This window comes from Yoonia sp. BS5-3, from assembly GCF_038069655.2.
Classification (GTDB): domain Bacteria; phylum Pseudomonadota; class Alphaproteobacteria; order Rhodobacterales; family Rhodobacteraceae; genus Yoonia; species Yoonia phaeophyticola.
Window position 1 is genome coordinate 3835131 of the sequence record NZ_CP150951.2, and the last position, 26691, is coordinate 3861821.

30 protein-coding genes are annotated in these 26691 nt (G+C 57.9%); 18 read left to right on the forward strand and 12 right to left on the reverse strand.

The window, feature by feature from the left end:
• Positions 1-202: 202 nt before the first annotated feature.
• Positions 203-697, reverse strand: a complete 495-nt coding sequence (locus AABB29_RS19385; RefSeq protein ID WP_341368955.1) for a transposase — start codon at positions 695-697, stop codon at positions 203-205.
• A 233-nt stretch (positions 698-930) separates the two neighbouring features.
• Between AABB29_RS19385 and rpmB the strand changes: the two genes are divergently transcribed.
• From rpmB to AABB29_RS19405, 4 genes are all read left to right on the forward strand, one after another.
• Entirely contained in the window at positions 931-1215 is a 285-nt protein-coding gene (gene rpmB, locus AABB29_RS19390) for a 50S ribosomal protein L28 (RefSeq protein WP_341368954.1), read from the forward strand.
• Between the two features lie 122 nt (positions 1216-1337).
• On the forward strand, positions 1338-1754 hold the full coding sequence (locus AABB29_RS19395; protein ID WP_341368953.1) for a DM13 domain-containing protein: 417 nt from the start codon (positions 1338-1340) through the stop codon (positions 1752-1754).
• 71 nt (positions 1755-1825) lie between these two features.
• The gene (gene hrpB / locus AABB29_RS19400) at positions 1826-4231 is read left to right on the forward strand and encodes an ATP-dependent helicase HrpB (RefSeq protein WP_341368952.1); all 2406 of its coding nucleotides are present in this window, start codon (positions 1826-1828) and stop codon (positions 4229-4231) included.
• A 68-nt stretch (positions 4232-4299) separates the two neighbouring features.
• On the forward strand, positions 4300-4764 hold the full coding sequence (locus AABB29_RS19405) for an NUDIX hydrolase (protein ID WP_341368951.1): 465 nt from the start codon (positions 4300-4302) through the stop codon (positions 4762-4764).
• Here the strand turns inward: AABB29_RS19405 and AABB29_RS19410 are convergent.
• From AABB29_RS19410 to AABB29_RS19425, 4 genes are read right to left on the reverse strand one after another with little or no spacing between them, the layout of a single operon-like run.
• Positions 4761-5681 carry a hypothetical protein gene (locus AABB29_RS19410; RefSeq protein WP_341368950.1) on the reverse strand — a complete coding sequence of 307 codons (921 nt, stop codon included), beginning with the start codon at positions 5679-5681 and terminating at the stop codon, positions 4761-4763. The genes AABB29_RS19405 and AABB29_RS19410 overlap by 4 nt on opposite strands.
• Before the next feature lie 2 nt (positions 5682-5683).
• On the reverse strand, positions 5684-6589 hold the full coding sequence (gene argF, locus AABB29_RS19415; RefSeq protein ID WP_341368949.1) for an ornithine carbamoyltransferase: 906 nt from the start codon (positions 6587-6589) through the stop codon (positions 5684-5686).
• A gap of 39 nt (positions 6590-6628) precedes the next feature.
• On the reverse strand, positions 6629-7111 hold the full coding sequence (locus tag AABB29_RS19420; RefSeq protein ID WP_373636692.1) for a GNAT family N-acetyltransferase: 483 nt from the start codon (positions 7109-7111) through the stop codon (positions 6629-6631).
• Positions 7104-8282: an aspartate aminotransferase family protein gene (locus tag AABB29_RS19425; protein ID WP_373636693.1), complete on the reverse strand. Its 1179-nt coding sequence runs from the start codon at positions 8280-8282 to the stop codon at positions 7104-7106. Before AABB29_RS19425 ends, AABB29_RS19420 begins: the two co-directional genes overlap by 8 nt.
• A gap of 264 nt (positions 8283-8546) precedes the next feature.
• On the opposite strand from AABB29_RS19425, the gene AABB29_RS19430 reads away from it, so the two are divergent.
• The 3 genes from AABB29_RS19430 (at position 8547) to AABB29_RS19440 (ending at position 11250) form a co-directional block, all read left to right on the forward strand.
• Positions 8547-9425, forward strand: coding sequence for a DMT family transporter (locus tag AABB29_RS19430; protein WP_341368947.1), 879 nt, complete (start codon positions 8547-8549; stop codon positions 9423-9425).
• Between the two features lie 68 nt (positions 9426-9493).
• Positions 9494-9907, forward strand: coding sequence for a hypothetical protein (locus tag AABB29_RS19435; RefSeq protein WP_341368946.1), 414 nt, complete (start codon positions 9494-9496; stop codon positions 9905-9907).
• 278 nt (positions 9908-10185) lie between these two features.
• On the forward strand, positions 10186-11250 hold the full coding sequence (locus AABB29_RS19440) for an aspartate-semialdehyde dehydrogenase (protein WP_341368945.1): 1065 nt from the start codon (positions 10186-10188) through the stop codon (positions 11248-11250).
• A gap of 41 nt (positions 11251-11291) precedes the next feature.
• Here AABB29_RS19440 and AABB29_RS19445 read toward each other — a convergent pair whose 3' ends face one another.
• The 4 genes from AABB29_RS19445 to AABB29_RS19460 form a co-directional block, all read right to left on the reverse strand.
• The gene (locus AABB29_RS19445) at positions 11292-12275 is read right to left on the reverse strand and encodes an extensin family protein (RefSeq protein WP_341369043.1); all 984 of its coding nucleotides are present in this window, start codon (positions 12273-12275) and stop codon (positions 11292-11294) included.
• Positions 12275-13198 (reverse strand): prephenate/arogenate dehydrogenase family protein, encoded by a 924-nt coding sequence (locus tag AABB29_RS19450; protein ID WP_341368944.1) that lies wholly within the window; start codon positions 13196-13198, stop codon positions 12275-12277. The genes AABB29_RS19445 and AABB29_RS19450 overlap by 1 nt, the downstream gene beginning before the upstream one ends.
• Positions 13198-14283 (reverse strand): histidinol-phosphate transaminase, encoded by a 1086-nt coding sequence (hisC, locus tag AABB29_RS19455; RefSeq protein ID WP_373636694.1) that lies wholly within the window; start codon positions 14281-14283, stop codon positions 13198-13200. The genes AABB29_RS19450 and hisC overlap by 1 nt, the downstream gene beginning before the upstream one ends.
• Positions 14284-14364: 81 nt before the next feature.
• A complete protein-coding gene (locus AABB29_RS19460; protein ID WP_341368943.1) occupies positions 14365-15303 on the reverse strand; it encodes an alpha/beta hydrolase in 939 nt (312 codons plus the stop codon).
• Between the two features lie 98 nt (positions 15304-15401).
• On the opposite strand from AABB29_RS19460, the gene AABB29_RS19465 reads away from it, so the two are divergent.
• The gene (locus AABB29_RS19465; RefSeq protein ID WP_341368942.1) at positions 15402-15977 is read left to right on the forward strand and encodes a TetR/AcrR family transcriptional regulator; all 576 of its coding nucleotides are present in this window, start codon (positions 15402-15404) and stop codon (positions 15975-15977) included.
• Here the strand turns inward: AABB29_RS19465 and AABB29_RS19470 are convergent.
• Positions 15974-16921 (reverse strand): hypothetical protein, encoded by a 948-nt coding sequence (locus tag AABB29_RS19470; protein WP_341368941.1) that lies wholly within the window; start codon positions 16919-16921, stop codon positions 15974-15976. The two genes, AABB29_RS19465 and AABB29_RS19470, sit on opposite strands and share 4 nt — an antisense overlap.
• Before the next feature lie 180 nt (positions 16922-17101).
• Between AABB29_RS19470 and AABB29_RS19475 the strand changes: the two genes are divergently transcribed.
• Positions 17102-18313 (forward strand): GTP-binding protein, encoded by a 1212-nt coding sequence (locus AABB29_RS19475; RefSeq protein WP_341368940.1) that lies wholly within the window; start codon positions 17102-17104, stop codon positions 18311-18313.
• Entirely contained in the window at positions 18310-18942 is a 633-nt protein-coding gene (locus AABB29_RS19480; protein WP_341368939.1) for a DUF1826 domain-containing protein, read from the forward strand. Before AABB29_RS19475 ends, AABB29_RS19480 begins: the two co-directional genes overlap by 4 nt.
• Before the next feature lie 104 nt (positions 18943-19046).
• Here AABB29_RS19480 and rpsD read toward each other — a convergent pair whose 3' ends face one another.
• The gene (rpsD, locus tag AABB29_RS19485; RefSeq protein ID WP_341368938.1) at positions 19047-19667 is read right to left on the reverse strand and encodes a 30S ribosomal protein S4; all 621 of its coding nucleotides are present in this window, start codon (positions 19665-19667) and stop codon (positions 19047-19049) included.
• A 278-nt stretch (positions 19668-19945) separates the two neighbouring features.
• On the opposite strand from rpsD, the gene AABB29_RS19490 reads away from it, so the two are divergent.
• The 5 genes from AABB29_RS19490 (at position 19946) to AABB29_RS19510 (ending at position 22696) form a co-directional block, all read left to right on the forward strand.
• Positions 19946-20359 carry a hypothetical protein gene (locus AABB29_RS19490; RefSeq protein ID WP_341368937.1) on the forward strand — a complete coding sequence of 138 codons (414 nt, stop codon included), beginning with the start codon at positions 19946-19948 and terminating at the stop codon, positions 20357-20359.
• 266 nt (positions 20360-20625) lie between these two features.
• Complete coding sequence (locus AABB29_RS19495; protein ID WP_341368936.1) at positions 20626-20904, forward strand: hypothetical protein; 279 nt, start codon at positions 20626-20628, stop codon at positions 20902-20904.
• A 58-nt stretch (positions 20905-20962) separates the two neighbouring features.
• Complete coding sequence (locus AABB29_RS19500; RefSeq protein ID WP_341368935.1) at positions 20963-21667, forward strand: hypothetical protein; 705 nt, start codon at positions 20963-20965, stop codon at positions 21665-21667.
• A gap of 139 nt (positions 21668-21806) precedes the next feature.
• Positions 21807-22274 (forward strand): DMT family transporter, encoded by a 468-nt coding sequence (locus AABB29_RS19505; protein ID WP_341368934.1) that lies wholly within the window; start codon positions 21807-21809, stop codon positions 22272-22274.
• Positions 22271-22696: a DMT family transporter gene (locus AABB29_RS19510; RefSeq protein ID WP_341368933.1), complete on the forward strand. Its 426-nt coding sequence runs from the start codon at positions 22271-22273 to the stop codon at positions 22694-22696. Before AABB29_RS19505 ends, AABB29_RS19510 begins: the two co-directional genes overlap by 4 nt.
• Positions 22697-22747: 51 nt before the next feature.
• Here the strand turns inward: AABB29_RS19510 and AABB29_RS19515 are convergent, their stop codons facing one another.
• Positions 22748-23479: a FadR/GntR family transcriptional regulator gene (locus AABB29_RS19515; RefSeq protein ID WP_341368932.1), complete on the reverse strand. Its 732-nt coding sequence runs from the start codon at positions 23477-23479 to the stop codon at positions 22748-22750.
• 345 nt (positions 23480-23824) lie between these two features.
• Between AABB29_RS19515 and AABB29_RS19520 the strand changes: the two genes are divergently transcribed.
• The 3 genes from AABB29_RS19520 to AABB29_RS19530 all read left to right on the forward strand — a co-directional run bounded on the left by AABB29_RS19520 (position 23825) and on the right by AABB29_RS19530 (position 26683).
• Positions 23825-24808 carry a TRAP transporter substrate-binding protein gene (locus tag AABB29_RS19520; RefSeq protein ID WP_341368931.1) on the forward strand — a complete coding sequence of 328 codons (984 nt, stop codon included), beginning with the start codon at positions 23825-23827 and terminating at the stop codon, positions 24806-24808.
• 73 nt (positions 24809-24881) lie between these two features.
• Positions 24882-25376 carry a TRAP transporter small permease gene (locus AABB29_RS19525; RefSeq protein ID WP_341368930.1) on the forward strand — a complete coding sequence of 165 codons (495 nt, stop codon included), beginning with the start codon at positions 24882-24884 and terminating at the stop codon, positions 25374-25376.
• Positions 25373-26683 (forward strand): TRAP transporter large permease, encoded by a 1311-nt coding sequence (locus AABB29_RS19530; protein WP_341368929.1) that lies wholly within the window; start codon positions 25373-25375, stop codon positions 26681-26683. Before AABB29_RS19525 ends, AABB29_RS19530 begins: the two co-directional genes overlap by 4 nt.
• The last annotated feature ends 8 nt before the right edge of the window (positions 26684-26691 follow it).

Here is a 26691-nt window from a genome sequence, read left to right on the forward strand (position 1 = left end):
TAAACAGTATGAATATAGCTATGCTTCAGAACGAGCTAAGCTTTGCTACACTACATTATCCGCCCTCTCTTTCCTTAAGTCTAGCAAGCGTAGGGTGGGTGAAACCCACGCGTCTCTAAATCAACCGACCGTGTAATCCATCCTGCCGTGCCCGTGGGTTTCGCGGGGCTCCGCCCGTCGCCATCTCAATTGATCCACCGGATCAATTGCCGGGTTTCACCCGGACCAATGACGGCCCCACCCTACGGAACGACGAGAAAGGCCAATCCTCGGGGCGTTGCACCAACCCGTGTTTCACCGGGTTCCAATGGCAATACTCCAAATGCGCCCGGAAATCGTCTACATTGCGGATCGCATGTTCCCAAAACCGGCGCTGCCAAATGCCCTTTTCACCCCGTGCCGCCTGGCTTCGAGAAGGTGTTCCCATCCCCTTGCAATGCTGTGAAAACCGTCCTTTGATCTTTTTCCAACGGATCGAAAAATCATCATCGCCATTGGGCAGCGTCCACACCGCGTGAATATGGTCAGGCAAAACAACCATCGCATCACATTGGACCGGGTGTTCCCTTATGACTGAGGCATATACCGCGCGAAGCAAGTCAATCTCATCAATGAGAGCCGTGCTGCCCCGCTTCGCCAGATTGACGGTAAAGAAATAGGTGCCACCCGGGACATAGAGCCGACGATATCGAGACATGCCGCATCGTCCGCCAACATGGTTAACAAAACGTAGGGTGGGTGAAACCCACACGGTCGACCTTCGCCCTCACCGAACAACACCACGTCCCGCATAAATTGATAGCTTTCTTCGGCCAAACCGGGTTGACGGGCATTCGGAATCCGCCTATCTCGCGCTGATCTTATATACCACCCTATGACAGGACGTCCCGCCATCTGGCCGGTGATCTCCAAAGGACAAGGAAAACGCTCATGTCGCGCCGTTGCGAACTGACTGGAAAAGGCCCGATGTCTGGCAACAATGTCAGCCACGCCAAAAACCGTACCCGCCGCCGCTTTTTGCCGAACCTGCAGGATGTGACATTGCAGTCCGATGTTTTGGGCCGCTCGTTCAAATTCCGCATTTCCAACGCTGCCCTGCGGACTGTTGACCACCGTGGTGGTCTGGATGCGTTCATGGCCAAGGCGAAAGATGCCGAGCTGTCGGATAACGCACTGAAAGTGAAAAAAGAGATCGCCAAAGCAACTGCTGCTTAAGCGCCTTTTTCACAGCTGGTTGGGCCCGGTTGCTACCGCAGCCGGGCTTTTTGCTATTTTGCGCACAAGATCTGTGCTTTGCAGCAGATTGGAAAATCGCATGTGCTGCTTATCTCGGGGACATGAGAGCGCTCGCCCAAATACAGCGTCACAAAAACCGCAGCCTTTTGGTCTGCGCCCTGCTGGTGGCCCTGTTTTTACCCAACATCACCCCCGCCCACGGCGACGAGACCGATCACTTGACCCGCGCCGTCGACTATATTGCCCAGCATGGCGTCTCGGCTGTGCCATCCAGCGATGGTGGCACATTGCTGGTTCTCCAAACCCAGTTTGATCACGCGGGCGACCCTGATCTGCGCATCCTGTTGGGCAAAGATGGCATCCCCGCGCCCGAGACCGATTTGGGCCCCCTCGCTCAGATCACCGGTTTACAGGTCTTCAAAGCCCCGCCAACAATGGACATCGCGCAATTCGACAGTTTGCATATTTGGGATAGCGCAGCGGGCCGGCATATCGGCGCAGCCCCCCTGCCCAACTGAAACGCATCTGTGGCCCATTTTTGCCTCCCCCCTGATGGTGTCTGGACCCGTCCTGTGCAAAACATATCCGCATGACTGCGCTTCCCATTGATCCCATCCTGCCCGCGCTGACCGCCGCACTTGCTGCACATGGGCGCGCTGTTCTGCAAGCCCCGCCAGGCGCCGGCAAAACGACCCGCGCGCCGCTTGCCATCCTGAATGCCAACCTGACCACCGACCGGATCATTATGCTTGAACCCCGGCGCCTTGCAGCCCGCGCCGCAGCCGAGCGGCTGGCGGACAGTCTTGGGGAAAAGCCCGGCCAAAATATCGGCTACCGCATGCGTGGCGATACCGTCCCAGGCGCCCAGATTGAGGTCGTCACCGAAGGCATTTTGACCCGCATGTTGCAATCAGACCCCGCGCTTTCAGGGATTGGCGCGGTGATCTTTGACGAATTCCACGAACGCTCACTTAATGCTGATCTGGGGCTGGCGCTCAGTTGGGAGGCGCGCAGCGTCCTGCGCCCTGATCTGCTGCTTCTGGTCATGTCTGCCACGCTTGATGCCGCCCCTGTCGCCGCGATGTTAGATGATGCGCCGATCATTACGTCCGAAGGGCGGGCCTTTCCCGTCACCAGGCATTATCTGGACAAAGCCACGCCAAAAGGCACCCGCCTCGAAACCGCGATGGCAGAGCTGATCATCAAAGCCGTCGGTGAAACCCAAGGCGGCGTGCTGGCTTTTCTGCCGGGCGAGGGCGAGATCCGCAGCGTCGCCGCTGCACTCTCGGGCAATCTGCCGACGGATTGCCAGATCAGGCCTCTTTACGGGGCCTTGCCCTTCAAGGACCAACGCGCCGCCATTGCACCGGTCAAATCGGGCCGCAAAATCGTGCTTTCAACATCCATCGCCGAAACCTCATTGACCATCGAAGATATCCGCGTCGTCGTGGATGCAGGGCGCGCCAGACGGGCGCGGTTTGATCCGGGCGCTGGCATGTCGCGTCTGGTGACCGAGCGGGTCAGCCGGGCCGAGGCGACACAGCGGGCAGGCCGCGCTGGCCGGGTCGCCCCCGGTGACGCTTATTGCCTTTGGACAAAGGGCGAAGATGGCGCCCTGCCCGGGTTTGCGCCGGCCGAGATTGAAGCGGCAGACCTGACCGGTCTGGCCTTGGAATTGGCACTCTGGGGCAGTGATGATCTGGCCTTCCTCACACCGCCGCCGGTCAAAGCCCTGGATGAGGCGCGCGGGCTTCTGCAAAGCCTTGGCGCATTGGATGCTGGCGGACGGGTAAGCGATCACGGCCATGCGCTTGCCAAGCACCCGCTGCATCCGCGGCTGGCCCATATGTTGCAAATTGGAGGCCAGCAAGCCGCCCCCTTGGCAGCCCTTCTGGCCGGACGCGATCCTTTGCGCGGCGCCCCGACTGACCTGACGCTTCGGCTTGCTGCGATTAACGGGCAGTATCAAGGGCCGGGCACCGTTCATCATGCGGCCATTTCCCAGATCAAAGGCGAAATACCGCGCCTAAAAAAAGGATTGCCCCCTAGACCGCCGCTGACGACAGGGCAGCTTGCGGCGCTGGCCTATCCTGATCGGGTCGGGCTTCGCCGAAAAGGCGATGATCCGCGCTACATTCTCTCAGGCGGCAAAGGGGCCTATCTGGACGGAGCTGACACACTGGCCGGAGAGCGGTTGATTGTGGCCACAGATCTTGACGGAAACCCGCGCGAAGCAAAAATCCGGCAAGCTGCGACCATAACCGAGGGCGAGCTGCGGGCGATCTATAATGATCAGATTTCCTGGCAAGAGATATGCCTCTGGTCGCGGCGGGACGGACGGGTCTTGGCACGCAAACAAGAACGGTTTGGGGCGCTTGTGCTGGATGATCGGGTCTGGGCCGACGCACCCGATAGCGCTATTGCGCTGGCAATGCTTGACGGTGTGCGGCAACTCGGGCTTCAATTTTCGCCTGCGGCTGCACGGTTCAGGGCACGTGTCGCACTTCTGGATGATATGCCTGCAATGGACGAACAGACATTGCTAGACACAGCAGAAAACTGGCTGTTGCCGCATCTTTCTGGCCTGCGCAGCCGGGACGATTGGAAACGGTTTGATCTGCTGCCTGCGCTGCGGGCCATGCTTGACTGGGGGCAAATGCAGCGGCTTGATCAGCGGGCACCTGCGCATTTTGAAACGCCGCTGGGGCGGAAGGTGCCGATTGACTATGATGGCGCCGCGCCCTGCATCACCCTGCGCCTGCAAGAAATGTTCGGTGTGACCACGCATCCGGTTGTGGGGCATACACCGCTACGTGTGACGCTGTTGTCGCCAGGGCAGAAACCGGTGCAGGTGACGCAGGATATTGTGGGGTTCTGGGCCAGCTCTTATGCGGATGTCCGGCGCGACATGCGCGGACGCTATCCGCGGCACCCCTGGCCCGAAGACCCAACGGTCGCAGCACCAACAACGCGGGCAAAACCGCGCGGAACCTAGGGCAGATTTGCCAAGCGATTCGGGCTGTGTTAACAAAATGCCAATAAAATAAGAATATTGGCAGTATTATGATATCAGTATCGCAGAAACAGCCCGCCTTGGGGGATACCCCATGCGCCGATACGGCCGCACCTTTGACGCAAGTGGCCGCGCTTTGCACACGCGAGGGCAAGAAGGGCACGAAAATTCTGTTGGTCAAATCCTCGCGCGGGCGTTGGATCCTGCCCAAAGGCTGGCCGATGGATGATCGGACTGATGCGCAGGCAGCGAAATGCGAAGCCTGGGAAGAAGCCGGTGTCGCCAAGGGACGGATCGGGAAGACACCTATTGGCACGTATCTTGCCAAGAAACGGTTCGATGACGGGCGCGTTGTGCCCTGTCTGGTGGCGGTTTACCCGCTCGCGGTGAAATCAACGGTTGATCATTATCCAGAATCCGAAACGCGCGAACGCAAGTGGTTTCCGGTCAAAAAAGCCATCAAACGCGTTGATGAGACGGGCTTGAAAGACATCCTGCGCGCATTGCTGTCCTAACCCAATTCAACATCCAACTGTGCAGCCATCTGGGCCGCAACCTTGCCAACATTGCCGTCATTTTCGCTGCCAGCGACAACACAAATTCCCCTGCTTTTCTTAGGTCGCTCGGGGTCAGGTAGAAAAATGATCTCGGCATTTTGATAGCCAGGGTAGGCTATACCCCGCTCGGTAAAAGCGCTAACTTTCATGTGGAAAACGCGAATAATCTGATCCCTTGGTACAACTACACCGCGACCAAGCTCGTTCACCCAAATATAGGCCGCGCCATCCGCTGTCAGACCCTGCCCCATTGGTGGCGTGAATGCCAAATCGTCGAACGCGCGGGTGATTTTGTCAAAATCCGGAGGGTGCGCTTTTGGGATCGGCAGCGCGGGATCAGGCACCCAATTTTGCAAGGCTGACAGTCGCGGAGCATCAAGGGGCGGCCACCAATCAGGGCGTATCGTAATCCTGCATTCAGTCTGGCTGCCCGCAATAGCATCATGGCGCGCATTTTGCAGTTCATGCATGCGTTGCGGTAGGCTGACCGTGGCCGTGATTGAACAAAAACCACTGCCCCAAGTTGCCGTAAGGCCACCACTGTCATTCGTTTCCTCAGGGGCTCCGAAATGGCTGGAAAGTTCGCTTATAGCCAGCCTTTGGTTTTCGGCTGGATCATCATGCACACGCACATATCCCAAAATTCTCGAAGGCGGGTCAGACGCCAGAGCGCGCAGGCGCATACCGCAAACAAGAGGATGCGCGAGCGATGCAATAATCGCTTCGCCACCTGGCAATTCGCAATACTCCAGTGAGGTCGTCCAACCGGTGGGCCGGGTGCCGAACCGGTCAACAAGCGCCCTTTCACTTTCACGAAAAGGCACGCCAGCCTGATCAAGCACCGCCCATAGCTTTTCCTTGCTGAAGCGCGCCAACTTTACCGCCCCAGGCAGTAACGCATAATCGCCTTTTGGGCATGTAGCCGGTTTTCAGCCTCATCAAAGATCACCGAATGGGGGCCATCCATAACGCTGCTGGTGGCCTCGTCATCACGGTGGGCCGGCAAGCAATGCATAAACAGCGCATCATCCTTCGCCTTCCCCATCAGCGCATCATTCACCTGATAACCACGCAGCTGATTGTGGCGCCGTTCGCGGGCTGATTGCGGATCATGCATACTGACCCAAGTGTCAGTGACCACCAGATCTGCACCTTGCACAGCCTCGTCTGGATTGCGGATGGTTGTATAAAGCCCGTCAAGCGCCGGTTCAGGGTCCAATGGCTCTGGCCCGGAAAAGACCAGATCAAATTCAAACTGTTTGGCCGCATGGGCAAAGCTGGCAAAGACGTTGTTGCCATCACCGCACCAGACGACCTTTTTGCCTTTGATCGGGCCGTTATGTTCTTCAAACGTCATCACATCCGCCATGATCTGGCAAGGATGGGTACGGTTGGTCAGCCCGTTGATGACTGGGACGCTGGCATGTTCGGCCATCTCAAGCAGGGTTTGCTCTTCGAAGGTGCGGATCATGATCAGATCAACATAGCGCGATAGAACGCGGGCAGTATCGGCGATGGTTTCACCATGGCCCAGCTGCATATCCGTGCCTGACAAGACCATGGTCTGCCCGCCCATCTGGCGCACGCCGACGTCAAAGGAAACGCGGGTCCGGGTTGACGGCTTTTCAAAGATCAGGGCAACCATATGCCCGGCCAGCGGTTGGTCCGCATCTGGCGTGCCCTTGGGCAAACCGGCCCGGGCCTTTTTCATGTCTTGAGCCTGGGTAATGATCTGCTGCAGATCATCAGTGGCCGTCGCATTGATATCAAGAAAATGGTTCATTCGTGTCGCTTCTTTTTGGGCCGCAGGGGGCCGTGAATTCTAATTATGGGTCATCACTTGGACGAGCTTGCCATCCCGGGTCGAGGCCAATCGTCGTTTATGAAAGCCCGCCTGATTATAGATCGAAATGGTGCGCGTATCGGTGGTATTCGGGGCCACGGCGATCAACGGGAATTTCAGGCGCAGAACGCGAATTCTGGCCTCAATATAGCCCGTTGAATGGCCTGAGGCCATAAAGCTGCTATCGCCCACAAAGGTCGAAATCACGCGGGCGCCCCTGGGCAGATCGGCATATTGCGGCATGCCAAAGGTCGTCGCATCATGATCGTGGATATACGCAAAGGCATGGGCGCTTAGGCTCACGACCTGCATATCAATATTGGGATTATCCATATCTTGTTTCATCAGCGCAACTTGCTTGTCGGCCTCGGGCAACCACGTGCGCACATGTGGCGACTGCACCCAGCGCGCCATCAATGGCAGGTCCTCCCGTGTCAATTTGCGAAAGTTATAGTTACGCATCAACCCCTTGCATCTGTGCTGCAGCCGCATCCAACTTTGCGACCGCAGCACCGATTTCCTCCTCCGAAATGTTCAATGCGGGTAATATCCGCACGACATTATCTGCTGCTGGTACAGTCAGCACCCCCTGCGCATAGCCCGCCTGCACGATATCGGCATTCGGAACCTTGCATTTCAACCCCAGCATCAAACCTGCACCGCGCACCGCCTCAAAAACATCGGGATGGGCGGCAACCAGCGCCTCAAGACGCTGGCGAAACATCCCGGCTTTACGGCTGACATCGGCCAGAAATTCTTCTTCTGCGACGATCTCCATGACCTTCAGTCCGACCGAACAGGCCAGCGGGTTGCCCCCATAGGTGGACCCATGCGTGCCCGCGGTCATTCCTGACGCCGCTTCTTCGGTTGCCAGAACCGCACCTAGCGGAAAGCCGCCGCCAATGCCCTTGGCCACCATCATAATGTCAGGGGTGATCCCGGCCCATTCATGGGCAAACAGCTTGCCCGTACGGCCCATGCCGCATTGCACCTCGTCCAGAACCAGCAAGATACCATGCCGGTCACACAGATCGCGCAGCCCCTTCAGCGCATCATCCGGCAAGGGACGAATACCGCCCTCGCCCTGGATCGGCTCAACCAAAATTGCGGCAGTCTTGTAGCTTGCAGCGGCGGTCACGGCTTCCAGATCGGCAAAGGGCAAATGGGTAAAGCCGGGCAATAATGGACCAAAACCTTTGGTCATCTTTTCCGAGCCCGCAGCGGCAATCCCCGCACTGGAACGGCCATGGAACGAGCCGTCAAAGGCAATGATCTCAGTCCGGTCCTCGCCTTTCTCATACCAATATTTGCGGGCCATTTTCACGGCCAGCTCGCAAGCTTCGGTGCCCGAATTGGTAAAAAAGACGGTGTCGGCAAAACTGTGATCGACCAGCGCATCAGCCAGCTGCTGTTGGGCAGGGATATTGTAAAGGTTCGACACGTGCCACAGCGCAGCGGCCTGATCGGTCAGGGCGGACACCAAAGCAGGATGGGCATGGCCCAGCACATTCACAGCAATACCCGCACCCAAATCCAGAAAACGTCGGCCATCCGCTTCCAACAACCAAGAGCCTTCACCCGACGTAAATGTCAGGGGGGCGCGTGAATAGGTTGGCAGAACAGATGCGATCATGGCGATCATCCTTCAATTAGACCCGATTGGTGCAGGAGCACGGGCAAGGTGTCAATATTTTACGGGAGTAAAGTTAGACGTGGCAAAAGGCGGCGCAAATTAGCGTCGGCGTCGGCTTACATTTGTCAGTCGGTTCTTCATAATGCCGCTTTAGCGCGGTTTCCGCCATTGTGGAAGGGACTATTTGCCAAAATTCCCTCATTTCAGACGAAACGCTGTTTTAGGTGGATTGTCATTCAAACGCATTGCGATCAATTAACGCTTATGCGCCCATATCGATCAAACCCACCCTTGGCCATCGGGCTGATCCTGACGGCAACCGCCTTTATCGCAGGCACAATGCTGATGGCAAAAATGCTGGCGACAGATTTTCTGGGGCCGCCCTTGCATACGTTCCAGATCAGCCATGGGCGCTTCCTGTTTGCTTTCCTGATGATCGCGGCAGCCGCGGCAATGCGGCGCCCAGCGCTGACGCGCCCTGACCTAAGGCTTCATATCGGGCGCACCCTGTTTGGCTGGTGCGGTGTGACGGCAATGTTCGCGGCGGTGGGTTTCATCCCGCTGTCGGATGCAACGGCAATCAGTTTTCTCAATCCGGTCTTCGGCATGCTCCTGGCGATCCCCCTCCTGGGCGAAAGGGTTGGCCCCTGGCGCTGGCTGGCGGCCATACTGGCATTGATCGGCGCGATGATCCTTCTTCGGCCCGGACCAGACAGTTTTCAAATGGCCGGACTGATTGCGCTCGCAGCTGCGGGTTTTCTGGGCATGGAACTCATCTTTATTAAGAAACTTGCGAACAAAGAGGGCGCATTTCAGATATTGTTGATGAACAATGGGTTGGGTTTGGGCATCGCAACACTGGCTGTCATTCCATTCTGGGTTGCGCCAACGGGGGCACAATGGGCGGCTCTGGCCGCCTTGGGCGGGCTGATGGCAGCCGCACAAACCTGCTTTGTGAACGCGATGGCGCGGGCCGATGCCAGCTTTGTGACACCATTTACCTATGTAACACTGATCTTTGCCGCATTTTATGATGCCATGATCTTTGGCGTCATCCCCGACCGGGTCAGCATCCTTGGGGCGGCCACAATTTTGCTGGGCGCAGGGCTTTTGGCCTGGCGAGACAACCGGAAACATACCTGATCACTTTTATCAGAAAATAAGGGTTTTTGGCCCAAAACCCGCCATGTTAAGCCATTAAATCGGCGCCCATGAAAGAGGTTTTTGAGTATCGGCGCACCCGCAGCAAAGGGGCGATCTGGCTCTCTGCGTCGGCCGTTGCAATGCTCATTGCCGCAATCGCGATTACAGGGACAGATGAATTGATAGGCCTGGTCTATGTGGCCGGGCCGGTGACCCTATGCTGGATGCTGATGCCGCAGCAAGTGGCGGGGATCCGGATCGATGACCAGCACCTGGTGCTCTCCGCATGGCGGCAACCTCGGGCGATCCTGCTTGATGATATCGCCTATCTGCGGGTGACCGAGGCCAGCGCTGAAACGAATATCGCTATCGTCTACAAAGACGGACGTGAGGAAGGCACCTATATCGGCGACATGCCCGATCTGGACACGCTGGCCCGGGTCATGGCCGCGCGCGGGATTGCTGTGCGGGACATATATTAGACGCAAGCCTGATTTGAAGTTAGCAAAATCGGGCGGCTTAGCAGCGCGAACAGATGGCAGCCTGCCCCCCGCACACTTGCTTTTGTCAGGCACCAATGCTACTCGGCGGGTATGGCAATGATGATGACAAAGACCATGACGATAAAAACCACCGCTTCGGCGAGGGTTTGTCTGGCATGGGCGCATCGACGCTAAACTAAACCAGACAACGCCCCGCCGGATCGGACGGGGCGCTGGTAAAAAGGTCCCCGTCTTCCGCAAAACCAAGGAAGACAGATATGAATGCCCATACACCGCAACCCGCAAGCGTGATCGCCGCCCCTGTAATCGCCATCGTCGGCGCAACCGGCGTGGTCGGTCAGGCGCTGCGCGACAGTCTTGCGCGCAGACATTTCGCAGTGTCCGAGCTAAGGCTTCTGGCCTCTGCACGCTCAGCCGGACAAGTGCTACGCTTTGATGGCGCCCCGGTCACCGTACAAGAACTGACAGAGGATAGCTTTGCAGGGGTCGACATCGCCTTTTTCGCCGCAGGTGCCACGATTTCACGTAAATTCGCCCCCATCGCCGTCGCGGCCGGGGCCAAGGTGATCGACAATTCCTCAGCCTTTCGGATGCAAGAGGATATCGCGCTTGTGGTCCCCGAGGCGAACGCGCACGCCCTGCCCGCAGATGCCCAGATCGTGGCCAACCCCAATTGCATCGCCGCAATCCTAACCACCGCGTTGGCCCCGCTGCATCAGCGCTGGTCGATCACAAGACTGGCACTCACAACTTATCAGGCAGCATCGGGCGGCGGGGCGGCCATGATGGATGAGCTCCGGGACGGCACCCGCGCCCTGCTTGAGGGCGCAGATTTTACACCGCAGGTTTTGCCCCATTCTTATGCGTTCAATTTCTTCAGCCATAATGCCGATATCGACCCCGAAACCGGTTACAATGGTGAAGAGCTCAAGGTGATCGCCGAAACCCGGCGCATCTTTGATCAGCCAAGCCTGCCGATCAGCGTCACCTGCATTCGGGTGCCGGTGCTGCGGGCACATGGTATCGCGCTGTCGGTGCGATTTGCCGATCACGTCGGCGCCGATAGCATTCGCAGCGCGCTTGACGGTGCACCGGGCCTGCGGCTGGTCGACGATCCCGCAAGCAACCATTTCCCCATGCCAAGCGAGGCTTCGGGCCAAGAGGATGTTCTGGTCGGGCGCATCCGCACCGATCTGGGCGATCCGTCGGGGCGGACCATCACGATGTTTGTCGTGGGCGATCAGCTGCTGAAAGGGGCAGCGCAAAACGCGGTGCAAATCGCCGAAACCCTGCAGGCGGCGGCTAAATCTCGCGCAGCTTAGATGCAACAGGCGCCCGTCCGATCATTGAACGGGCGGGCGCTTTAACGACAATAGGGGCCGCTGCGATAGCGCGCGGTATCAAAATGGAAGTGATCCAGATGAAACCGGTTTGATTCCGGCCCCAGCACGGTGCCAAACGGCCCGCAGGCGGCGCGCCACATCTGGCGCAGCTGCGCACCATGCGCAGCGCCGCTCCAATCAGTCAGCAGGGTCATTTCGCTGCCATCGCGCAATCCGATCCCGGCAATATCAATAGCGCGGCCAAAGGAATGTTCAGACAATCTGGCACCGGGCTGATTATTGCGGCCCCGGCAGGCGTAATGGGCGACAACACGCAGTGATGCAACGCCCCCGCCTTCGCTGCCGACAGCCGGAATCACACCGCGCTCAACCCATGTTTTCAGGGCCGATGCGGTCCGGCAATCAATCGTGGCGGGGGTGCTGAGCGCGACACCCGCGACCGAGCGCACCCGCACCGCCAATCCGATACCGCAGGCGCCCGGGCCTGGCACCGCGCCCACTACGGATCCCTGAATGGCAGGATCACCGCAAACCTGGCCACGCAACAAAGCCAGCCGCCGTTCTTCTGCGGCTGTTTCAATCGATGCGGGGCGCAGACTGGGGCGCGGCGATTGCCAAAGCGCATAGGGGCTGAAAGCAAAAAGGTTCTGCTCTGCGCGAAACAGTGGCCGTGTATGCGCGCCATAGGCCAGATCAGGGCGCTCATAAGGGCGGGCGCTGGGGCGCACCAACGGGGCGGCGGCCAGCGCGCCACGCGCAATCGGTCGCAGCGCCGGTGCGGGTGGTTGTGGTTGCGGCAATACGAAATCTTCGGCCGGTATAGCCCACAGCCCCCTCTCTGCCCGGACCCAGGGGCGCGTCGGCCAGCTGATACTTTGCTCAGGGCGGTCAACACTGCGCGCTATAGGACGCATGGCAGGTGCGGTCTCGCGCGGCTCTGGCCGAATGTCCTGCGCGGCAAGCGGACCGATCCATAGACAGGCCAGAATGGCCGGCCAGCGCATCACTCTTTGCGCGCCTTGCCACGTCCAAAATCAGGCGCATCAGTATCCTGCCCGGCCTCGATAATGCCGCGGCGGATGGCACGGGTGCGGGTAAAGTAGTCATGCAAGTGATCACCATCCCCCTGCCGGATGGCACGCTGCAGGGCGAACAACTCTTCTGTAAAGCGGCCCAGAATTTCCAGCGTGGCTTCTTTATTGTTCAAAAATACATCGCGCCACATCACCGGATCAGAGGCCGCAATCCGCGTAAAATCCCGAAAACCGGCCGCCGAATATTTGATGACCTCGCTATCGGTGACACGGCGCAGATCATCGGCGACACCAACCATCGTATAGGCAATCAAATGCGGGGTATGGCTGGTGACGGCAAGCACCAGATCATGGTGTTCGGGGTCCATCTCTTCGACCAAGGCGCCCATGCCCTGCCACAGGGCAGAAAGGCGGGCCACAGCATCCGTATCGCTGCCCTGAACAGGGACGATAATCGTGTAACGATTATCGAACAGCTCGGCAAAGCCTGCCCGGGGGCCCGAATGCTCGGTCCCGGCCAACGGGTGGGCGGGAATGAAATGCACGCCGTCAGGGATATAGGGGCCAACCGCCTCAATCACCGTGCGTTTGACGGACCCGACATCGCTGACGGTCGCACCGGGTTTGAGAACCGGGGCAATCTCAGCAGCAACGGCGCCCATGGCGCCAACAGGGACACAAAGCACGATCAGATCAGCGCCATCCGCAGCCTCTGCGGCGCTTTCAGCAACATGATCGCAAAGGCCAATCTCGCGGGCGGTCTGCCGGGTCTCGGCCGATTTGGCATAGCCCACGATTTGGCCAGCCAACCCATCACGGCGCATGGCATGGGCCATCGAAGACGCAATCAGCCCCAGGCCAATCAACGCGACACGGTCATATACCTGCGCCATCAAAGCGCGCCCTTAAACTGCGCCACAGCATGGGCGACACGGCGGCAACCGCTTTCATCCCCGACGGTGATACGCAAGCAATGGGGCAGACCGTAACCCGCAACCTTACGCACGATGATCCCTTCGCTGCGCAAATGGGAATCGCAGGCATCCGCCTCGGCCTCATCGGCGAAACGGGCTAGGATGAAATTGGCCGTAGATGTATCGGACGGAACGCCCAGTTCGGCCAAAGCATTGGCCAGCCAATCGCGCCATTTGGCATTCTCAACGCGGCATTTTTCGGTATGGGCCGTATCGCGCAAAGCCGCCTCGGCCGCAGCAAGCGCTGGGGCCGACAGGTTAAACGGGCCGCGAATGCGGTTCAGCACGTCAATGACCGCCTGCGGGCCATAGCCCCAGCCCACACGCATGCCGCCCAGGCCATAAATCTTGGAAAAAGTGCGGGACATGAAAACATTATCCCGGGCCTCAACCAGGGCCTTGCCGGCATCAAAGCCATCCACAAATTCAGCATATGCACCGTCCAAAACCAGCATCGCCTGCGGGGGCAGACCCATCGCCAGGCGCTTGACCTCAGCGCTGCCAATCATCGTCCCGGTCGGGTTGGCCGGATTGGCAATAAAGACCAGCTTTGTCTTTGGGGTGCAGGCTGCCAGAATGTTATCAACATCAACGACACGCTCATTCTCGGGGACAACAACAGGGGTGGCACCGCAAGCGCGGGCATAGATCGGGTACATGGCAAAACCATGTTCGGTAAAGACCACCTCGTCACCGGGGCCCGCATAGGCCTCGGATAAAAGCTTCAGCACGTCACCGGAACCGACACCGCAAAAAACGCGGGCAGGATCGACATGCCAAATCTCGGAAATGGCGCTGCGCAAGGCGGCATGATCGGTCGAAGGATAACGATGCAGATCATGACTGGCGCGCAATGCGGCCTCTTTGGCGGCATCGCTGGGGCCCAGCGGATTTTCGTTCGAGGATAGTTTCAGAACATTATGCTTCCCCTCAAGATGGGACGCGCCGCCTTTATAAAGGGCAATATCCATGATGCCGGGTTGGGGTTGGATACTATCAGCCATTTTCAGATCCGTGCAAAATCGTTTGGCCCGTTCTATCGCCCTGCTCCGGGCATGGCCAGTGGCAACATGGCCTTGGTTGAGCTAGCTTTGCTGATCAAGGAAACGGCGTAGCGCGCCTCCAGTCTCGACCGGCTGATCAAGCATTGGTAAGTGCCCACATCCAGCTGGCGTCACCATGGTACTGTCCGGCAAGGCCTGATGCAGAACATCAGCGCCAGAGATATGAAAAATGCGGTCCTGATCACACCAAACGATCAAGGATGGCTGCGCGATATCCGGCGCTAAATCTTCTAATGGTGGGACATTGCTGCCGTTGACCGCCTCCCAAATGACCGCGTTATAGGCACCATTTTCAAGTTCGGCGGCGGCCCAGCTACGGGCGATTGGGCGTGGCAGGAACGGTTCTTTGGGGAAAAGCCATGCCATGCGTTCATCATATATGGCCTGAGTTGTTGCCACCAATGGCGCCTCTCCGTTCGCCAATGCAAGCTCCATATCGCTGGCAATGGGCGAGCTGACCCCAACCGGACTGCCAATAAAGGCAACCGACAAGACACGACTAGGATCGTCTGTGGCAATCTGTCCTGCGATCTGCGCACCCATCGAGTTTGCGGCAATATGGAAGGTGGAAACATCCATATTATCAAGCGCCTGCATGACGTTTTGAACCTGCCGTTCATATTCATAGGCAGCTGGCTCCAATTGGGGATTATCCCCAAACCCCGGCAAATCCAGCAGGATCACACGATATCCGTCCGAGACCTGCCGGGACATATCAATCCAATGTTCCTTACGGGCGAAAATACCATGGAGAAACACAACAGTGTCGCCTTCTCCCCCTTCCAGATATTGGACAGGTCCAAAAGACGTCTCGACAACACCAGGCTGCAAGCCAGAAAAGGCGTTCAAACCAGAAATCAAAACGCCCGCGGCGCGCTGTGGCCAAATCTCGGATACGGTAAAAAGGGCGGCCAACACGACAGCGCAACCAATCACAAGACGACGCAATCCTCGAAGCATGGGAATTCCTAACCTCCAATAAATAGACCGATTAGTATACCCATTGCCACAGGTAGACGAAACAGTCTACTAAAAACCAAACAACATCAAAAGACACTATGCCAGCGCCCAAACGTGAACATCTTCTGCAAACCGCCGAATCCCTCTTTTCGAAAGAAGGGTTCAAAGGCATCTCAGTCGACCGTCTGATCAACGAAGCAGGCGTCGCGAAAATGACGCTCTATAAAGGGTTTGACAGCAAGGATGCGTTGATCTGCGAAACGCTCCGCAGACGCGCGAACCGGCTTGAGGCACTGGTCGCCCGCGTGATCCAGCATGCCGGTGCGGACCCCCAAACGCGGCTCCTCAGCTGCTTTGATGCCATGGATATCTGGGCGACACGCGATGATTTCAACGGGTGCTATTTTATCAATGCACTCGGCGAATTCGGCGAAGAAGACCATGAGGTTGCCGATATCGTCCGCAGCTACAAAAACAGCTTCCTCAAGCAGCTCCAAGCGCTCTGCGAAGACTGTCACGTCCCAGAGCCGGAAACCACAGCGCAAAACATCCTGATGCTGATCGATGGCGCAACAGTGACGCGCATGACACTGGGCGACACAGCAAGCTATCAACGGGCCAAGACATTGGCAGCAGGCCTTTTACCCCAGGCAGATCAGGCCCAAAAATCCTAATCAGGATACGCCTCATCACGGATATCCAGCGCCAAACCCAACCGCGCAGCCAGATCGCGGGCGGCGTTTTCAAAGGCTTCGGCGTCCTCCGGTCTTTGCCCGACAAGTTCGGTCCAGACCGGCAGATCGTTTTGCCCTAGCGCGGCATGCAGACTGACCATCATCATCCCGGACCTTGCCGAATGCAGCCGGACCAGCTTGATTTGCCTGACATCCGCAACCGGAATAATCTGCACGCGTCCCCCATCCAGCAGAACGGCGATATGGTCAGGCCCTGCAGAACCCAGGCCCAGACCGCCGGGATAAGGCAAATCAGCAGGCCAATAATGGGTTCCTTTTGTGAATTGACGCCGCGCAGCATGGCCTTTGCCAGCCACGATCAGCGGCACATATTGGCGCAAAAGATCACGCATCGGCGACGACAGATCGGGCAGCCAACCGGGCTCAATGAATAAGATGCAGGTGGCCCGCAGCTTTGGATCATCGACATAGGGCGGGCGGGACATCAGCGTTTGGTTGCGCTCGGGCGGGGCGATGCGAATTTCGATGGCGGCGGGGCCTGCCTGCCAGGTCCGGCTGACCAGATTGTCCGTCTCTCCTGACGGTTTTCCGGGGCCCAACTTTTCCTCTAACCAGACCTGCAAATCATGCAGGTTTTGATAGGGATCATCATGCAGGGCGTAATCAGCACGCAAGATTTCAACCTGCGCGTCAGGTTTGACAAACGCCGGATGATAGCCAAAGCGCAAGGGGCTCAGCCCTTCCAAAATAGACGGATCAGGCATTGCCGCACAAACGCACCGCGCACCACCGTCCGCATGGCTGCCAAAATGGGCGATCCACGCGGCGCGGGACCACCAATAGGGAATGCGATGGGCCGCCAGCAGACGCCAAATGGGATTGCCCGGGAAAGAAAGGCTGAGGGGCGGTGTAAAATCGGTCACGTTGCAAATCCTGTACCGGCCACGCAGCAAAACCAAGGCCACTTCTGCGCCCCATAAAACACCAGTGGGCAACCACCAGCAACTACAGGTCTTCAATGGTCAAATGTAACTTTTTAGGTTGCGATAAATCTCGTAACTGATTAAGTTACGATGCCTGCACAGCACAGATCGGAGTTCGCCATGTCAGACACCCGCCTTCCCGTCACAGTCCTTTCCGGTTTTCTTGGCGCCGGAAAAACAACACTTTTGAACCGCGTTTTGAATAACCGCGAAGGGCGCCGCGTCGCCGTCATCGTCAATGATATGTCCGAGGTGAATATCGACGCGGACCTGGTGCGCGCCGATACCGAACTCAGCCGGACCGATGAAACACTGGTCGAAATGTCCAATGGCTGCATCTGCTGCACCTTGCGCGATGATCTGCTGGATGAGGTACGCCGCCTCGCTGCCGAAGGACGCTTTGACTATTTGCTTATTGAATCGACCGGCATTTCAGAACCGCTCCCGGTGGCGGCGACTTTTGATTTTCGCGATGAATATGGGGAAAGCCTGTCCGATGTCGCGCGGCTCGACACGATGGTGACGGTGGTCGATGCGGTGAACCTGCTACAGGATTATGCCAGCCATGACTTCCTCAAAGACCGGGGCGAAACCATGGGCAAGGAAGATGAACGCACGCTGGTGCACCTGCTGACCGACCAGATCGAATTTGCCGATGTGGTGGTCCTGAACAAGGTCAGCGATGCAGGGCCGGAACGGACCGATACGGCGCGCAAAATCATCCGCAGCCTGAATGCGGACACCAAGATCATCGAAACCGATCATTCCTTGGTCCCGGCAGATGCGATCCTGGATACAGGGCTCTTTGATTTTGCGCAGGCGCATGAGCACCCAATGTGGGCGAAAGAGCTTTATGGCTTTGCCGATCACACCCCCGAGACCGAAGAATACGGTGTGACATCCTATGTCTACAGGGCCAGACAACCTTTTATCCCCGAAAAGATCCTCGAGGTGCTCAATGGCGCCATGCCCGGGGTGATCCGCGCCAAAGGGCATTTTTGGATCGCGACACGCCCCGGCTGGGTGGCTGAGTTTTCGCTTGCCGGGACGCTGTCCAGCGTCAAACCGCTGGGCACATGGTGGGCCTCTGTTCCACAAGAACGCTGGCCAGACAATGAAACCGCCCGCAGCTATATGGCCGCACATTGGCAGGAACCTTGGGGCGATCGGCGGCAAGAGCTGGTCTTTATCGGGGCGGGTATCGATTGGCCCGCACTGCGCAGCCGGCTGGACGCATGCCTGGTGCCTGCGGTGGTTGCCGCAGACCCTGAAAGCCTGCCCGCCTACCCCGATCCGTTCCCATCCTGGCGACGGGCCGAGGATGCTGCATGAACGGGGCAAATACTGCCACATATCGCACCAGCGCGGTGACGGTTGTTGATCAGCCGGAGCAACTCCAGGCCTTTCTCCAAGCTGATTGCCCGGCCGCCATTTGGCGCAGACAGGCGCGGCGGGATTTTCAGTGCTGGATCGACATGCTTGATCCAGCACAGCTGCCGCAAGGGCGAATGATCCTGCCCGCGCAGTCTGTCCGAAAAGCCGGGTTTGAGCTTTGCGAGATGGCACAAACGCCGCCCGGACCTGACCGGGACCGGCTGATCGATGACATCGCGGCCCTGTCAGACATTTTCGCAGGCCTCATGCAGGCAGGGCATCTGCGGGTTCGGCTACAGGCAGTGAACTCGAACGCGTGCCGGCGTTTCCATATTGATGCGATCAGCGCGCGGCTGGTGTGCACCTATCGGGGGCCAGGCACGCAATACGGGTTCGCACAGGAAGGGGCGGACCCGGCCCGGGTCTTCAGCGTCCCCACCGGCGCGCCAATCCTGCTGCGGGGGACACAATGGCCAGAGCAGCCGGCAGCCGGGCTCAGGCACCGCTCACCACCGATCGAAGGCACCGGTGAAACACGGCTGGTCCTGGTGCTGGATCCCGTCGTTGATCCAGCGGCCGATACCTGAACGATCTCTGAATAACGGGGAACAGGCCCAACAAAAAAGCCGCGCCCGAAGGTGCGGCTTTTCCAGAGTGTATAAGGTACCGGGCAGCGCCTGCCCAGACAGCCTTAGTTTTTCGCGTAAAATTCGACGACCAGGTTCGGTTCCATCGTCACCGGGTAAGGCACATCGCCCAGACCTGGGGTACGGGTAAATGTGGCGGCCATCTTGGAATGATCGACTTCCATATAGTCAGGCACGTCACGCTCAGGCAGCTGAGCGGCAACCAGAACCATTTCCAACTGCTTGGACTTCTGGCGAACCTCGATGACATCGCCTTCTTTGACACGGTAGGAAGGGATGTTGACCTTCTTGCCGTTCACGGTGACGTGGCCGTGGTTGACGAACTGACGGGCAGCAAAAACGGTTGGAACAAATTTGGCGCGGTAAACAACAGCGTCCAGACGGCGTTCCAGCAGACCGATCAGGTTTTCACCAGTGTCGCCTTTGACACGCTCGGCTTCTGCATAAATGCGGCGGAACTGTTTCTCGGTCAGATCGCCGTAATAGCCCTTCAGCTTCTGCTTGGCGCGCAACTGAATACCAAAGTCAGACAGTTTACCCTTACGGCGCTGACCATGCTGGCCGGGGCCATATTCACGGCGGTTCACAGGGGATTTGGGGCGACCCCAAATGTTTTCGCCCATACGGCGATCGATTTTATACTTGGCAGCTGTACGCTTTGTCATACGCTGATCTCCTTCTACGAGTTGTGAAGGGCGTTGTCCTCCTCCCCGGATTTTGCCGGGGCGACAGGTTTCCCCTTGCGGGGGCCACCAACACCAATGAATGCGGGGCTTATAGACGGGATTCCCAAGGTGTCAACGGGGGATTGAACCGGGGGCAAAATGGAAAAAGCGGCATGTCGCAGGAATGTACATATTCTGTCTCATTGTGACCGCAGGTCAACGATATGTAGCGGTTGGGGCAGCAATTTGGACGGATTTTGGCCTTTGTGATGAACATAATGTTAACGAGTGTGGCCGCCTTGTGGCTCGCTGTACATCTTAGCGTGAAGCGACGCTTCAATGCGCTGGCTGGCAGCCTGCCCGAGGCGTATCAGGCCGCTTTCGCTGTCCCAACCCCGGACAGCGATCACCCACGTCTGATTGCGCTTGCCATCGACCTGCTGCGCAAGAAACATGCCTGCCACCCGTTCGACAGCCTGACCGCACAGGAACGGCGCATCGCGCTTTTTGCCTATGCTGCCGAAAAACTGCCGCTTTGGATGGTCAGATATAATGCCCTGACACTCAGCAGGGCAGACCGGCAACTGGTGCAAAGGCTCTGCGATATTCGGGTATCACGTCCGCAGCACAAACCGCAGCATTTCGGCGCGATCGAGGCTGAAAAGCAGCTGCGCCTCGCAGCCAAGACCTAAGGGAGCAGCAGAATGCCGACCGTGCCAGAATGCCGGCCTGTCCGATGGCGTGCCAAGCCCCCGCAAATCAGCGGCTCTTTGCCAGTCGCAAATGATGGACCCCAAAAACCCGCAAAGTCCCCTCAAAGGCAACAATCCCTCAGCATAAACCCGCCATTGCGCCAGCAATCTGGCAGATTTCCGCCCTCCCCACATTTGGCGGGATGGAAATCTTTTTTCGCTGCGCGAAATGGCAACAGTCCGATACCAAACTAGGAACGATAAAAATGAAAATCCGCGTGAAACTGCCCTTGGCTCTGGCATGTGTCCTGACCACAACAACCCTCCAGGCCGCAGCGCAAGAATGCACCCAGGAAGAAATCTTCGAACGGACAACGGCCATCTCTGAGATCATGCTGGGCCTTGCAGCAAGCGATCCGGACAAGATGACAGAAATGTCGACCGCCTTGACAGTCGCCATGGACGAAGCGACCGCATCGGGCGATGTGACTGCGATCTGCGTGTCGCTGGACGAAATCCTGGCCGATGCGACACCTGAAAGCTAAGGCAGACTTGGCCCATCAAACATTATGCGCGTTGCGATGACGGGCAAAGCAGCCAAGCATGACTGAGTGGATGGCACAATGGGGCGTTGCTGCGCGATATTTGCTGGCGCATCCTGGCGTGCTGGCCATCGCACTGGGCATTGCACTGTTCAAATACTGGGTCATGTCGCGCGGCTTCCGCAGGATCGCACGCAATCAGGCAAAGGCGCAAGCCGCAGGCTGGACGCAAGGTGCCCAGGTCAAGCAGCAGCGGCATGAAACAGGCATCGGCACCGAGCAGACCCTGATCATGAAACCGCCGGGGCGGCTGATCACTGTTGGGCTCTGGACGCTGGTCTTTTTCGGCGGCGGCGCGGCCCTGCTCGGGCATGCCGTGCTGACAGATCCGTCTGCACGCAGCTTTGATAACCTGCTTGGCGCCGCGCTCTGCAGTGGCTTTGCGCTCTTGGCGCTCTTTCTTCTGGGGCAAGGCTTTACGCGGATCGTACTGACACAAGATAGCCTGACGCATCGGCGGCTGTTGCGGAAAACGCAGGTGTACCGATTAGACACGATCAACGGCGCGCGCTTCGCCGGCAAGGATCCATCGCAAGGGATCGTGCTGTCGTTCAATGACGGGCGTACACTGAAACTGCCTGCGATGCTGGCGGGCTATGCAGATGTGATGGCGCAAATCAAAGGCCGGCACCCCGACCTGACGCGCTTGCTGATGATCGGCCAAATGGTACACAACAAACGATCTCGTAGCGCCGCGATGCGATAAGCACAGCAGCACGCGACTAAGGCCGATAAGGCAAGCAACTGTGATCAATGCGCCTATGGCGAAAGCCCGCCACAACATACAGCGCGCATGCAGCCAGTCCCCTGTTGCAGATGCCGTTGCTGCGTGACACACCGGCGCCATGACCAATGACGCGCCCCCTGCCCGCACATATCATTTTGCCGCCGCCTTTGGCGCGGGGGCGCTGCTGACATTGATGGTGCTGTGCAACGGCACATTGGCCCAGTTTGGGTCCCTTTTCTTTGCATCCTGGGTGCCGCATCTGACGGGCACCGTGGCGGCTCTGCTGATTTTGCTGCTGCTCAGACCCAAACGGGCAGCCAAAGCGCGCCCGCCACTTTGGGCCTATCTGGGCGGGGTGTCGGGCGGGGTCACTGTGATGCTGACCTCGGCGACCATGAACACGGTCCTGGCGCTGTCGGGGACAATCGCGCTGGGGCTGGCTGGGCAGGTTGTATTCTCGCTGATCGCCGATATGCGCGGGCTCTTTGGGTTGCCACAGCGCACACCGCTGGGCCGCGATTATATGGCACTTGCGCTGATCCTGGCGGGCAGCCTGATCCTGATCTTTTTTGGGGGGCGGCCATGATCTGGTTTGCAAGCCTGGCCTTTCTGGCGGGCGTGCTTGTCTCGCTCAGCCGACAGATCAATGGACGGCTGGCACTGTCGACTTCGGCGATGGAAAGCGCGTTCTGGAACCATCTGGTGGGCCTTGGCTTTGTGACAGTCGCAGCGTTGCTTTTTGGCGGGCTGTTTGCAGGCACCCCAACCGCCGCACCATGGTGGGCCTATCTGGGTGGGCCGATTGGGGTGATCTTTATTGCGGCAGGCAGTTGGCTGATCGCGCGGATCGGGGCGGCACAAACAGCAATGTTGATCATCGCCGGGCAGATGATCTCAGGCGTGGTGCTGGACATCATCATGGGCGCGCCGGGGAACCCGTGGGCACGTTGTATGGGGGTGGCATTGATCCTGGCGGGCATGTGGGTCGGCCAAGGGCAAAAACGCTAGGCCCTTATGTACAGGTTATGTACGCGTTCTGTACGCGATACATATGGGCATCTAGCTGTCTTCAAACACCCGAACGCGGGCATTCATGACATGAGTGCGCATCGCATCGCGGGCCTTGTCTTCATCTTGCGCCGCGATGGCATCAAACACGGCATAATGTTCGGCCTGGACCTTTTGCATGCGGGCCTGCGTCTTAGAAAGGGACAGGCTGCGCGTCAAATTCATGCCCTTCAAAATATTCGACTTCATCGAATTGCGGGCCGCCGCGAAATACCCGTTATCCGAGGCCTCGCAGACCACAGCATGAAAGGCCTCATCCGCATCCACGCCCAATTCGCCCGATTGAATACATCGGTCCAATTCCTGCAAAATATCTTTCAAACGCGTCAAATGGGTTTCATCCCGGCGGGCAGCGGCAAGATAGGCGGCCTCACCCTCAATCGCGGCGCGAAATTCGAAGACGCGCTGGATATCCGCGATCGATCCAACGGGCGCGAAATCCAGCATCACGCCTTCGGGGCGGCGCTGCACGAATGACCCTGATCCCTGGCGGGACACAACAACCCCGTCGTCACGTAACTGCTTGAGAGCTCTACGTAAAATCGGGCGCGAGACCGACAGCTTTTGGCTGAGGACCTGTTCGGTTGGCAGCTTGGTGCCGACGGGAAAGTCGCCCTCAATGATCATCGACAAAACTTGCTCATAGGCGTGGTCCGAAAGGGACCGATCCTTGGCCGGTTCATCGGCATATGTCGTGACCAGATAGCTGACTTGGTGGGGCATCGATCTGTTGGGCTCTTGGCTTTGGGCTACTGCATTTTGCACCCGCAAACCCGCCCCCAAATGCCCGGATATATCAATCAGGCAGGGACAAGCCGCGCGAAAGCTGAGGATGCGACAGGAAAATGCGATTTGTCAAATTCGAAAATTCATTCATTTAAAACAATACATTAGATCGAAATCACTGTTGGTACACAACGCCAATAGCATACTAGGATACCAAAAATCGTTTACAACTATTTACAAATATTTCCGAATCTGACCAACCTAGCAAACGCTGAATCGCGCCGCCTGACACAACGCGTGGTTCACAATGGGAAGAATTCTGGGAGGAATCTTGTGTTTAGTATGAAAACCGTAACCACCATTGCGTCCGGCGCAATCGCCGCCGCCGTTTTGATGAGCAGCGCTGCCACAGCGCAGACCGCATTGCGCGGCGCCAGCCTTTTTGATGAAGAGCACGCCTATACCAAGACCCTGCGCGAATTTGAGCGTCTGGTGGGCGAAAAATATGATGGCGAGGTCAGCTTTGACATTAGCCTGAACGGCGAGCTGGGCGATGAAAGTGATTTCGTCACTTTCCTGCAGCAGGGTGTGGCGATTGACTATGCGATCATGGCCCCGTCTAACATGGCGACCTTTGCGCCATCGATCCCGCTGATGGATATGCCCTTCCTGTTCCGCGATCTGGAACATTGGGACACCGCCCTGTCCAGCGGCGTGATGGCGCCGCTTGAGGCTGAGCTGCTGGAAAAAGCCAATATCCGTGTCATCGGCTATGCGGGCGGCGGTGTGCGTAACCTCGCCTCGGCTGAACCAATCGGCAACATGGATGAGCTGACCGGCCACAAAATGCGTGTGATGGGCGCCCCTATTCAGGCACAAATCTTTGATGCGATCAACGCGGCCCCTTCTGCGATTGCCTATAACGAGGTTTATAACGCCATCCAGACCGGCGTGATTGCAGGCTTTGAAAACGAAGCGGCCTCGATCCAGAACCTGAAGTTCTACGAAGTGGCCCCAAACATCACGCTGACACGTCACGCGATCACCGTGCGTCCTTTGGTGATGTCCGAAAGCACCTTCAGCGGACTTCCTGAGGATCTGCAAGCGGCGGTGCTTGAAGCGGGCGCAGAAGCAGGCGCATTCGGCCGCGAGCTGGAAAGCCGCCAGGATGGTGAAAAGCTGCAGGAAATGATCGATGCCGGTCAGATCCAGGTACAGGAATTCGACGGGCGCGCCCAGCTGCTTGACCTTGTTGTGCCTGTACAGGATGCCTACGCGGCAGAGCTTGGCGCAACTGATCTGCTCGAAGCGATCCGCGCGCAATAATCCCAGCCCGCGCTCACTCACCTACCGGCGCCGATTACGGTGCCGGTAGCCTTGTTATTTAAGAAGAATCCCCATGATCGGACGTTTTCTGGACACCCTTTGTAACGGGTTGCGGGTCTTGCTTGGCCTGCTGATTGCCGCTTTGGCCATCCCTGTCGGGATGCAGGTTTTGGCGCGTTACACCGGGATCATCCCGGTCTATCTATGGACCGAAGAACTGGCGACATTCATCTTTGTCTGGGCCGTTATGGTCGGCGCGATGATCGCGGTTTGGGACGGGACGCATTTTGACGTCCGTGTGATCCCGGATGCCAAAAGCCCATTGCTGAAACTGCTGCAAGATGGATTCGTTCTAATCATGATCACGGGCTTTGCCCTGATCTTTGCCTGGTATGGGATCGAATATGCCGAGTTCGGGTCGATCCAGAATTCTACCATGATGCGGGCCAATATGCTGGTCACACATATCACCGTGCCGATCGCCGGTGTGATGTGGACCCTTTTCGCCAGTTACCGCCTTTATGAGGCCGTCATGGCCTATCTGAACCGCGCAGGAGCCGCAGAATGATTGTTTCAACCGGCCTTGCCTGCGCCATCCTTGTGGGTGGGTTCATCCTTTTGGTGGCGATGCGCGTACCCGTCGCCTTTGCATTGGCGATCTCCACCATCCCGATTGTGATGCTTGAGCTGCGCCTGACCCCCTTCATCGTCCTAGATCGGATGTTCCAATCCTATAATTCGTTCATCTTGCTGGCGGTGCCGTTCTTTCTGCTTGCCGCCAATCTGATGAATTCGGGCAAGGTCACGGACAAGCTGATTGATCTGGCCCGTGTGCTAACGGGCTGGATGCCCGGCGGGCTGGGCCATGTGAATGTGGCGGTATCGATGCTGTTTGCCGGGATCTCTGGATCGTCTACGGCAGACGCGGCAGGTTGCGGCAAAATCCTGATCCCCGCGATGATCAAGGAAGGCTATGACCGCCGCTTTGCGATTGCAATCACCGCCTGCTCATCAGTGATGGGCGTGATTATCCCGCCATCGATCCTGATGATCGTCTGGGGCGGAGTGATGCAAACATCTGTTGGCGCATTGTTCCTTGCCGGGGCAGTGCCTGGATTAATGATCGGGCTTGCGCTGATGGCCACGGTCTTTGGCTATGCCAAAATCTACAACTACCCGATCATCGGTGTGCCCAGCATGGCTGAGCTGTTTGCTGCATTCAAAGGGGCTTTTCTGGCGATGCTGACCCCGATCCTTGTGATCGGCGGCATTGTGGGCGGCATCGTGACCCCCACCGAAAGCGCCATTATCGCAGCAGGCTATTCGCTGATCCTGGGGATGTTTGTCTACCGGACTGTCACGATCAAAGATCTGGGGCACATCTTTTATGATACCGGGCGGTTTGCATCGATTTCGCTTTTTGCGATCGGGTCGGCCTCGGCCTTTGGGTGGCTGTTGGCTTTCTACAATGTCCCGCAACTGGTTGTGGACACGATGACCAGCCTTGAATTTGGCCCCTTCGGCACCGCGCTGGTCATCGCCGGGCTGTTTTTGTTCTTCGGTCTTTTCATCGACGCGATCCCGACGATCATCATCCTGGGCACGGTTCTGTTGCCCGTGGCAACAGCTGCTGACATCCATCCGGTTGTTTTTGCCATTATCGGGATCGTTTCGCTGGCCTTTGGGCTGGTCACGCCGCCCTATGGGCTTTGTTTGCTGATCTCGGCGGCCATCGGGGGGATGAATGTGGTGCAGGTGATGCGCGAAGTGGCGATCATCCTGCTACCCATGCTGCTGATCCTGCTTTTGATCATCCTGTTTCCAGAGCTGGCGCTCTGGCTTCCCCGGACGATCATGCCGGACACCATAAACTAAAGGGCCGT